Source organism: Mycobacterium sp. ABE4_509, assembly GCF_056160785.1.
The window spans coordinates 56,937-64,454 of sequence record NZ_JBSWXU010000014.1 but is presented as its reverse complement, the minus strand read 5'-3'; the positions used below and the strand labels follow the sequence as shown (position 1 = coordinate 64,454).

The window sequence follows — 7,518 nt, the reverse complement described above, 5'->3', positions numbered from 1 at the left end:
TTCGCAGCGCTCGACCACTGCCCGCAACTCGGCCTCCCCCGCCGCGGGATCGATATCGAACACACTTTCGAACATGGCACCGACGCTACCCCGGCGCACCGACATTTAGCTTTGGAGTGTGAGTTCGCGGGCGGGCCGAACGTCCGACTGGGACGCGTGGTGATCCCTGAGATTTGAGTGGTCCGCTCGCGAGCTCGGTGTCTGGTCGAGCGGTGTCCTTGTTCGGGAACTTGGAGCCAGCCGGTCGGTGTGGACTCCTGCTTAGAGAATGTCTGGGCCACAGCCGCGATGGTCAGCCACCTGGATGAATAGGGATTGATGGCTGACAGGAGCACACAACGATGGCATGGACATTAGGGATCGACGTAGCGGTGCGCGCGGCGCATCAAGCGACGCTGGCCCGCGACGGGACCACGGTGTGGCGGGGCCGGAAATTCTCGACCTGGCCGGCGGACCTGGAGCGGTTGTGGGCCGATCTGTTCCTGGCCGACGCCACGGACGTGACCGTGGTGGTCGAGCCGACCCGCAACGCGTGGATCGTGCTGGCCGAGTGGTTCCGCCGTCGCGGCGCCCGGGTGGTCCACCCAATCGGCGGATCTGCGCAAGTACTACTCCAAGCACACCAAAAACGATCGCATCGACTCCGAGCTCCTGGCCCGGCTGCCGCTACTTCATCCCGAAGGGTTGCGTGAGTATTCCGGCCAGGGACCAGCAGACCCGTTGCGGCGTCTGGTTAAACAGCGTTCCACCATGGTCAAACGGCGGGTTGCGGTGTATTCCCGGCTCGACGCACTCATCGAGCTCCTCGGGCCGGCTTGGTATGCCGTGCTCGGCTCGAACTACGGCAACGCGGCGTTGGAGTTCCTCGCCCGCTACGCCGACCCCAATACGGTGATTCGACTCGGCCAGGGACGTCTGAGCCGGTTTCTGATCGCCCGGTCCCGCGGCGCGTGGCGCGAGGACCACGCCGCCGGACTCATCGTCGCAGCCAAGGAAACCCTCATGCTGTGGGGACCGGACGGGATGAACTTCGCCGAACTGGGCGACGACATCGCCCACGAGGCCGAACAGGCGCTGTTTTTGACCCGGCAGATCAAGCAGATCGATGAACGGGTCGCGAACCTCTACGCCGACGCCGACCCCGAGGCAATCGTGGCTTCTGCCCCCGGTGTCGGACCGGTTATCAGCGCCGTGATCGCTGGGCGGATCGGTGATCCTCACCGGTTCACCTCTTTGGCCGCGATCCGCGCCTACACCGGACTGGTCCCCAAGGTCAGCCAGTCCGGACTGAGCAAGGTTGAATCCTCGATCACCAAGGCCGGCGACCCCCTGCTGCGCGAAATGCTCTGCACCGCCGCTGATCAAGCCCGCAAGATCGACCCGCAGATCGCTGCGAAGTACCAGCGGCTGATGGCCGGCGACCGCCACCACGACTCGGCGATCTGCCACCTGGCCACCCTGCTGGTCACCCAGATCGCCACCTGTATGCGCAACGGCCAGCCCTACATCCTGCGCGATGTCGACGGCACCCCGATCACCGACGCTCAGGGCCGCAAGATCGTCAAAGAGCGCTATCAGCTCGAGCCCCGGCACCGCGACAACATCCGTCACCAACGCATGCGCGACCGCCGCAAACAGGCGGCGGGCCAGGAGTCACAGGAGTCGCCAAGCGCTCCAACATCCAGGCCCGCCAAACACGAGCCTACGAGCCAACACGCCGTTTGACATCCCTTAGGAACTCAAGTCACCGCCGGCTCAGCCACCCGCCGATCCGGCGCAGCGCCTCCTCGATATCCGACGCCGGCCCCGCGAAAGACAGCCGCACGAACGCGCCACCGCGAACGGTGTCGAAGTCCACCCCGGGCGCGATCGCCACCCCGGTGTCGGCCAGCAGCTTCGAGCAGAACGTCAGCGAGTCGGTGGTCAGGTGTGAGACGTCGGCGTAGACGTAGAACGCCCCGTCGGTGGGAGCCAACCGGTCGATGCCGATCGCGCGCAGGCCGTCGAGCAGCATCCGCCGGTTGGCGGCGTAGCCCTCCAGCAGGGCCTCGGCCTCGGCCACCGATTCCGGGGTGAATGCGGCCACCGCGGCCAGCTGTGGCAGCACCGGAGGACAGATGGTGAAGTTCCCGGTCAGGCAGTCGACCGCGCGGCGGAGTTCCCGCGGAACCAGCAGCCAGCCCAGCCGCCAGCCGGTCATCGCGTAGTACTTCGAAAAGCTGTTGACCACAACCGATTCCCGCGATGTCTGCCAGGCGCAGCTGGTCTCCGGCGAACCCTCGTAGACCAGACCGTGGTAGACCTCATCGCTGATCAGCCGGACCCCCGTCGAATCGCACCAGCTCGCGATCGCCGCCAGTTCCTCCGGGGGGATCACCGTGCCGGTCGGGTTGGCCGGGCTGGCCACAACGACACCCGAGACCGGGGGATCCAGCGCGGCCAGCATCTCGACCGTCGGCTGGAAGCGGGTCTCCGGACCGCACGGCAGCTCGACCACCTCGCAGCCCAGCGCCGAGAGGATGTTGCGGTAGCAGGGGTAGCCGGGGCTGGCGATCGCGACGCGGTCCCCGACGTCGAAGCACGCCAGGAACGCCAGCAGGAAACCGCCGGAGGATCCGGTGGTGACGACGACGTCGTCGGCCTCGACCTGCAGGCCGTGGCGTGCCTGATAGGAATCGGCGATCGCGGCCCGTAGTTCGGGGATTCCCAGGGCCACGGTGTAGCCGAGCTGGTTGCGGTTCAGCGCCGCCACCGCCGCGTCCCGGACCGCGGTCGGCGCCCCGGCGCTGGGTTGGCCCGCTGACAGGTTGACCAGATCCCCGTGGGTCCGCTGGCGTTCGGCCGCGGCCAGCCACACGTCCATCACATAGAACGGGGGGATACCGGAGCGCAGCGCTGGGCCCCTATTGCTCCTCGCGTCCGCAGAAGTCACCGTGCCAGGCTAGAACACCTCGGATTCCAGGCTGCGAAGCTGTTGGCGGGGCGGCCCGAGCAGCTGCGCACTGCCGTGGGCTCGCTTGAAGTACAGCTGGATGTCGCTTTCCCAGGTGATCGCGATGCCACCGTGCATCTGGACCGCCTCGGCGGCCACCTTCGAGAAGGCTTCGCCGGCAGCCAGCCGGGCCAGCGCCGCCGAGGTCGGCGACGGGTCACCGACCGCCTCGTCGACCACCGCGCGCGCCGCCTGCACCGCGACGAACAGGTCGGCCATCCGGTGTTTGAGAGCCTGGAAGCTCCCGATCGGGCGGCCGAACTGCACCCGATCCTTGGTGTAGGCGACCGTGAGGTCCAGGCACCGCGACGCGGCGCCGATCTGCTCGACCGCGAGCAGGATCGCCGCGGTATCCGCCAGGCCGGGATCGGCCCCGAGTGCTGTGGTCTCGGTGGCCTCGACCGCCGCCAACCGGCGGGTCGGATCCATCGCCACCGCCGGCTGGACCGCGAACGACGTCCAGCGCGTCAACGTCTCCCCGTCGGCGGCCAGCACCAGATCGGCGATGTCGCCGTTGACGACGTAACCCGGATCGAACACCACCGTCCCGATCGCGGCGCCCTCGGCGAGCTTCTCCAGGGTGTCGGTGTCGGGCTCGTCGACCGACAGCAGAGCCAGCTCGGCGAGCGTGGTGCCCAGCAGCGGCGTCGGCACCAGCGCCTTGCCCAGCTCCTCGATCACCACGGCGGCATCGGCCAATTCGCCTCCGGCGCCACCCATCTCCTCGGGCACCACCAGGGCCGCAGCGCCGACCTGCTCACACAGCATCGCCCAGAGCGACTCGTCGTAGCCGCGCTCCGAGGCCATCGCCTCGCGCACCGACTCCGGCTGCGCGTGCTTCTCGACCAGCGCGGCGACCGTGTCGCGCAACAGCTCCCGTTCTTCACTCATCTACAGGGCCTCCAGAACTCGGCGCCGGTGCCAGGTCGGATCTCCCCAGGCTGGGCGCAGCGCCTGTACCCGCAACAACTGCAGCGAGAGATCGTGTTCGGAGGTGAAGCCGATCGCGCCGTGGGTCTGCAGTGCCGAGCGGGCGGCCAGCAGTGCCGCGTCGGCGGCCGCGACCTTGGCGGCGCTGACATCGCGGGCTACCTCGGCCGAGCGGTCGGCCAGCGACAGCGCCGCCCCGTACACCAGCGGCCGGGCCAGTTCGACGGCGATCAGCACATCGGCCAGCTTGTGTTTGATGGCCTGGTAGGTGCCGATCACGGTGCCGAACTGACTGCGCTGCTTGGCATAGGACACGGTGGCGTCGAGCATGCCCTGCGCGGCGCCCACCAACTGGGCGGCGGTGGCCAGCGCACCGAACTCGAAGGCCAGCGCCGTGTCGGCGGGCCAGGGGTCGCCGGAAGGATCGACGGCGAACAGTTTGCGGCTCGGATCGACCGATTCGTGCTCGGTCGTGGTGCTCGCCTCGTTGACCTGTCCGTCGGCGAGGCACAGGATCAGGCCGGCGGTGTCCGCGTCGACCGCGCGCGGGACCAGCGGGGGAGCGGCCACGGTGGCGATCAGCTCACCGGCGGCCAGCGCGGCACTGCGGTCGTCGTCGAGCAGTACCGGTGCCACCGCGATGGATTCGACGACCGGGCCGGGCACACACCAGCGGCCCAACCGTTCGGCCGCGACCACCAGGTCGACCGGGTGCGCCTCGATCCCGTCGAACTTCTCGGGCACCATGAGCGCGGTGACGCCCAGGTCGGCGAGTTGCGCCCACACCTTGCGGCCCGGTGCGGTGTCGCCGTCGGCCCATGCCCGCACCGCGGCGGGCAGATCCGCGGCACCGAGCGCGGCGTCGATACTGGCCGCGAAGTCGCGCTGCTGTTCGTCGATCTCAAAATTCATGTCGGTCTACTTTCGGGGCAGGCCCAGCAGCCGCTCGGCGATGATGTTGCGCTGGATTTCGTTGGTGCCGGCATAGATCGGGCCGCCGAGTGCGAACAGCAGTCCGTCGCTGACCGAGTCGGCGAGCTCGCCGTCGGCCCCGCGCAGATCGAGCGCGGTCTGGTGCAGTGCGACGTCGAGATCCGACCAGAACACCTTGGTGATCGAGGATTCGGCACCGAGTTCCCCGCCCCCGGTGACCCGGGTGACGGTGCCGAAGGTGTGCAGCCGGTAGGCCTGCGCCTTGATCCAGGCATCGGCGACCCGGTCGGTGAACGCCGGGTCGGGATTGTCCTTCCACTGTGCGACCAGCCGCTCGGCGGGGGCCAGGAATCGCGCCGGGCTGCGCAGTGACATTCCGCGTTCGTTGCTCGACGTGCTCATCGCCGCCCGCCAACCGTCGTGCACCTCGCCGATGACGTCGTCGTCCGGGACGAACACGTCGTCGAGGAAGATCTCGCCGAACCCGGTGTCGCCACCCAACTGGGCGATCGGGCGCACCGTGACGCCGTCGGCGTTCAGGTCGAACATCACATACGTCAGGCCCTTGTGGCGCTGGGCTTCCGGGTCCGAGCGGAACAAGCCGAATGCCCGCTCGCCGAACACCGCCCGCGAACTCCAGATCTTCTGGCCGTTGAGCAGCCAGCCGCCCTCGGTCCTGGTGGCCGTCGAACGCAGTGACGCCAGGTCGCTGCCGGACTCGGGCTCCGACCAGGCCTGGGCCCAGATCTGTTCGCCGCTGGCCATTTTCGGCAGGATTCGGTCGCGCTGCTCCTCGGTTCCGTGGGCGAAGAGCGTGGGAGCGAGCATCGAGGTGCCGTTGGCGCTGGCCCGCCCCGGCGCCCCGGCGCGGAAGTACTCCTCCTCGAAGACCACCCACTGCAGCAGGGTCGCGTCGCGTCCGCCGTAGCGCTGCGGCCAGGTGATCACCGACAGGCCGGCGTCGAACAGCACCTTGTCCCAATGCCGATGCTGCTCGAAGCCCTCGGCGGTGTCGTAGGACTTGGTCGGGAACGAATCGGTGTTGGCTTCCAGGAAACCGCGCACCTCGGCCTGGAAGTCGCGGGTCGCGTCATCGAATGTCAGGTCCACATCAGGCCCTTTCCCGAAGTGTCGGCTTGACCACCTTGCCGCCCGGATTGCGCGGCAGCTCATCGAGGAACTCCACCGATCGCGGGGTCTTGAAGTTCGCGAGATGTTCTCGCGTGTGGTCGATCACGGTCTTCTCGTCGAGGTCTGCGCCGGGCAGGACGACGACGAACGCCTTGCCGACCTCGCCGAGGCGGTCGTCGGGGACTCCGATCACCGCCGCCTCGGCCACCCCGCTCAGCCGGGCGAGCACCTGCTCGACCTCGGCCGGGTAGACGTTGAAGCCGCCGCAGATGTACATGTCCTTGAGCCGGTCGGTGATCCTCAGGTTGCCGGCGTCGTCGAGCTCGCCGACGTCGCCGGTGTGCAGCCAGCCCTGCGCGTCGATCGCCGCGGCGGTCGCGTCGGGGTCGTCGAGGTAGCCCAGCATCACGTTGGGGCCGCGCAGCAGCACCTCGCCCTGCTCGCCGATGCGCAGCTCGAAGTCGGCGATCGGGCGCCCCGAGGTGGTGGCGACGGTCACCGCGTCGTCATCGGCCCGGCACATCGTGCCGAACCCGCTGGCCTCGGTCAGCCCGTAGGCGGTGAGCACGATGTCGATGTCGAGTTCGTCCTGCATCCGTTCGATGAGCACCACCGGGATGGTGGCCGCACCGGTCACCGCGAAGCGCAGCGAGCTCAGGTCGTAGTCCGCGCGCCTGGGATGGTCGAGCAGGGACTGGTAGATCGTCGGCGGGCCGGGCAGCACCGAGATGCGGTGCTGCTGTACGGCCCGCATGGCGGCCTCCGGGTCGAAGGTCAGCTCGGGGAACAGGGTCGCCCCGGTCTGCAGGCAGGCCAGGATCCCGGCCTTGTAGCCGAAGTTGTGGAAGAACGGGTTGATGCACAGATAGCGGTCGGCGCTGGTCAGGCCGCCGCATGCGGCCCAGGCCGCCGAAGCGTCGAGCGATTGGCGGTGGGCGCACAGCACCCCCTTGCTGCGCCCGGTGGTGCCCGAGGTGAACAGGAGGTCGGAGACGTCGTCGGGGCGGACGGCCGCGGAGCGGGCATCGACCTCGGTCAGCTCGACGTTCGCCGCGCGCGCCACGAACTCGTCCCAGGTCCCGTCGTCCGACTCGACGGGGATCCGGACGATGTGGCGCAGCTGCGGCAGCGCTGCGCGATCCACGCTCGCGGCCTTGTCGGCGCCGAGGAACTCGCCGGAGGCGAACAGCAGCGGTGCCGCGGTGCGCGACAGGATGTCGGTGGCCTCGCTGGCGGTGTAGCGGGTGTTGAGCGGAACCAGCACGCCGCCGGCGCAGTGGGTGGCCAGGCAGGCCACGACCCAGTGCCAGGTGTTCGGTGACCAGATCGCCACCCGGTCGCCGGGCTCGACGCCCAGATCGATCATCGCTGCTGCGGCTTGACGGACGTGGCTGCGCAGCACGGCGAACGTCAGAGTCTGCGTCGGTGTGACCACCGCGTCGTGATCGGGAAGCTCACAGGCGATCCGGTCGAGAACCGCCGGAGTGGTTCTCGCGGACGTCACCACCGATGCCATCGATGCTCCTCTGGGG

General features: G+C 68.8%; 5 protein-coding genes and 1 pseudogene. 1 reads left to right on the top strand and 5 read right to left on the bottom strand.

Features of this window, described 5'->3' with window-relative positions:
- Window positions 1–341 precede the first annotated feature (341 nt).
- A pseudogene (locus ACXAID_RS05450) lies at window positions 342–1,725 on the top strand (IS110 family RNA-guided transposase).
- 19 nt (window positions 1,726–1,744) lie between these two features.
- Here ACXAID_RS05450 and ACXAID_RS05445 read toward each other — a convergent pair.
- From ACXAID_RS05445 to fadD3, 5 genes are all read right to left on the bottom strand, one after another.
- Window positions 1,745–2,863, bottom strand: coding sequence for a pyridoxal phosphate-dependent aminotransferase (locus tag ACXAID_RS05445; protein WP_475021171.1), 1,119 nt, complete (start codon window positions 2,861–2,863; stop codon window positions 1,745–1,747).
- A 78-nt stretch (window positions 2,864–2,941) separates the two neighbouring features.
- Window positions 2,942–3,883 (bottom strand): acyl-CoA dehydrogenase IpdE2, encoded by a 942-nt coding sequence (gene ipdE2 / locus ACXAID_RS05440; RefSeq protein ID WP_475021164.1) that lies wholly within the window; start codon window positions 3,881–3,883, stop codon window positions 2,942–2,944.
- A complete protein-coding gene (locus tag ACXAID_RS05435) occupies window positions 3,884–4,834 on the bottom strand; it encodes an acyl-CoA dehydrogenase family protein (protein WP_475021163.1) in 951 nt (316 codons plus the stop codon).
- A gap of 6 nt (window positions 4,835–4,840) precedes the next feature.
- Window positions 4,841–5,965, bottom strand: a complete 1,125-nt coding sequence (locus ACXAID_RS05430) for an acyl-CoA dehydrogenase family protein (protein ID WP_475021162.1) — start codon at window positions 5,963–5,965, stop codon at window positions 4,841–4,843.
- Between the two features lies 1 nt (window position 5,966).
- Window positions 5,967–7,502: a 3-((3aS,4S,7aS)-7a-methyl-1,5-dioxo-octahydro-1H-inden-4-yl)propanoate--CoA ligase FadD3 gene (gene fadD3 / locus ACXAID_RS05425; RefSeq protein ID WP_475021161.1), complete on the bottom strand. Its 1,536-nt coding sequence runs from the start codon at window positions 7,500–7,502 to the stop codon at window positions 5,967–5,969.
- Window positions 7,503–7,518 lie beyond the last annotated feature (16 nt).

What these genes read in the sequence shown, in the direction of transcription:
- fadD3 (WP_475021161.1), bottom strand. Translation starts at nt 7,502, where the DNA reads ATGGCATCGGTGGTGACGTCCGCGAGAACCACTCCGGCGGTTCTCGAC.
- ACXAID_RS05435 (WP_475021163.1), bottom strand. Translation starts at nt 4,834, where the DNA reads ATGAATTTTGAGATCGACGAACAGCAGCGCGACTTCGCGGCCAGTATC.
- ipdE2 (WP_475021164.1), bottom strand. Translation starts at nt 3,883, where the DNA reads ATGAGTGAAGAACGGGAGCTGTTGCGCGACACGGTCGCCGCGCTGGTC.
- ACXAID_RS05445 (WP_475021171.1), bottom strand. Translation starts at nt 2,863, where the DNA reads ATGGACGTGTGGCTGGCCGCGGCCGAACGCCAGCGGACCCACGGGGAT.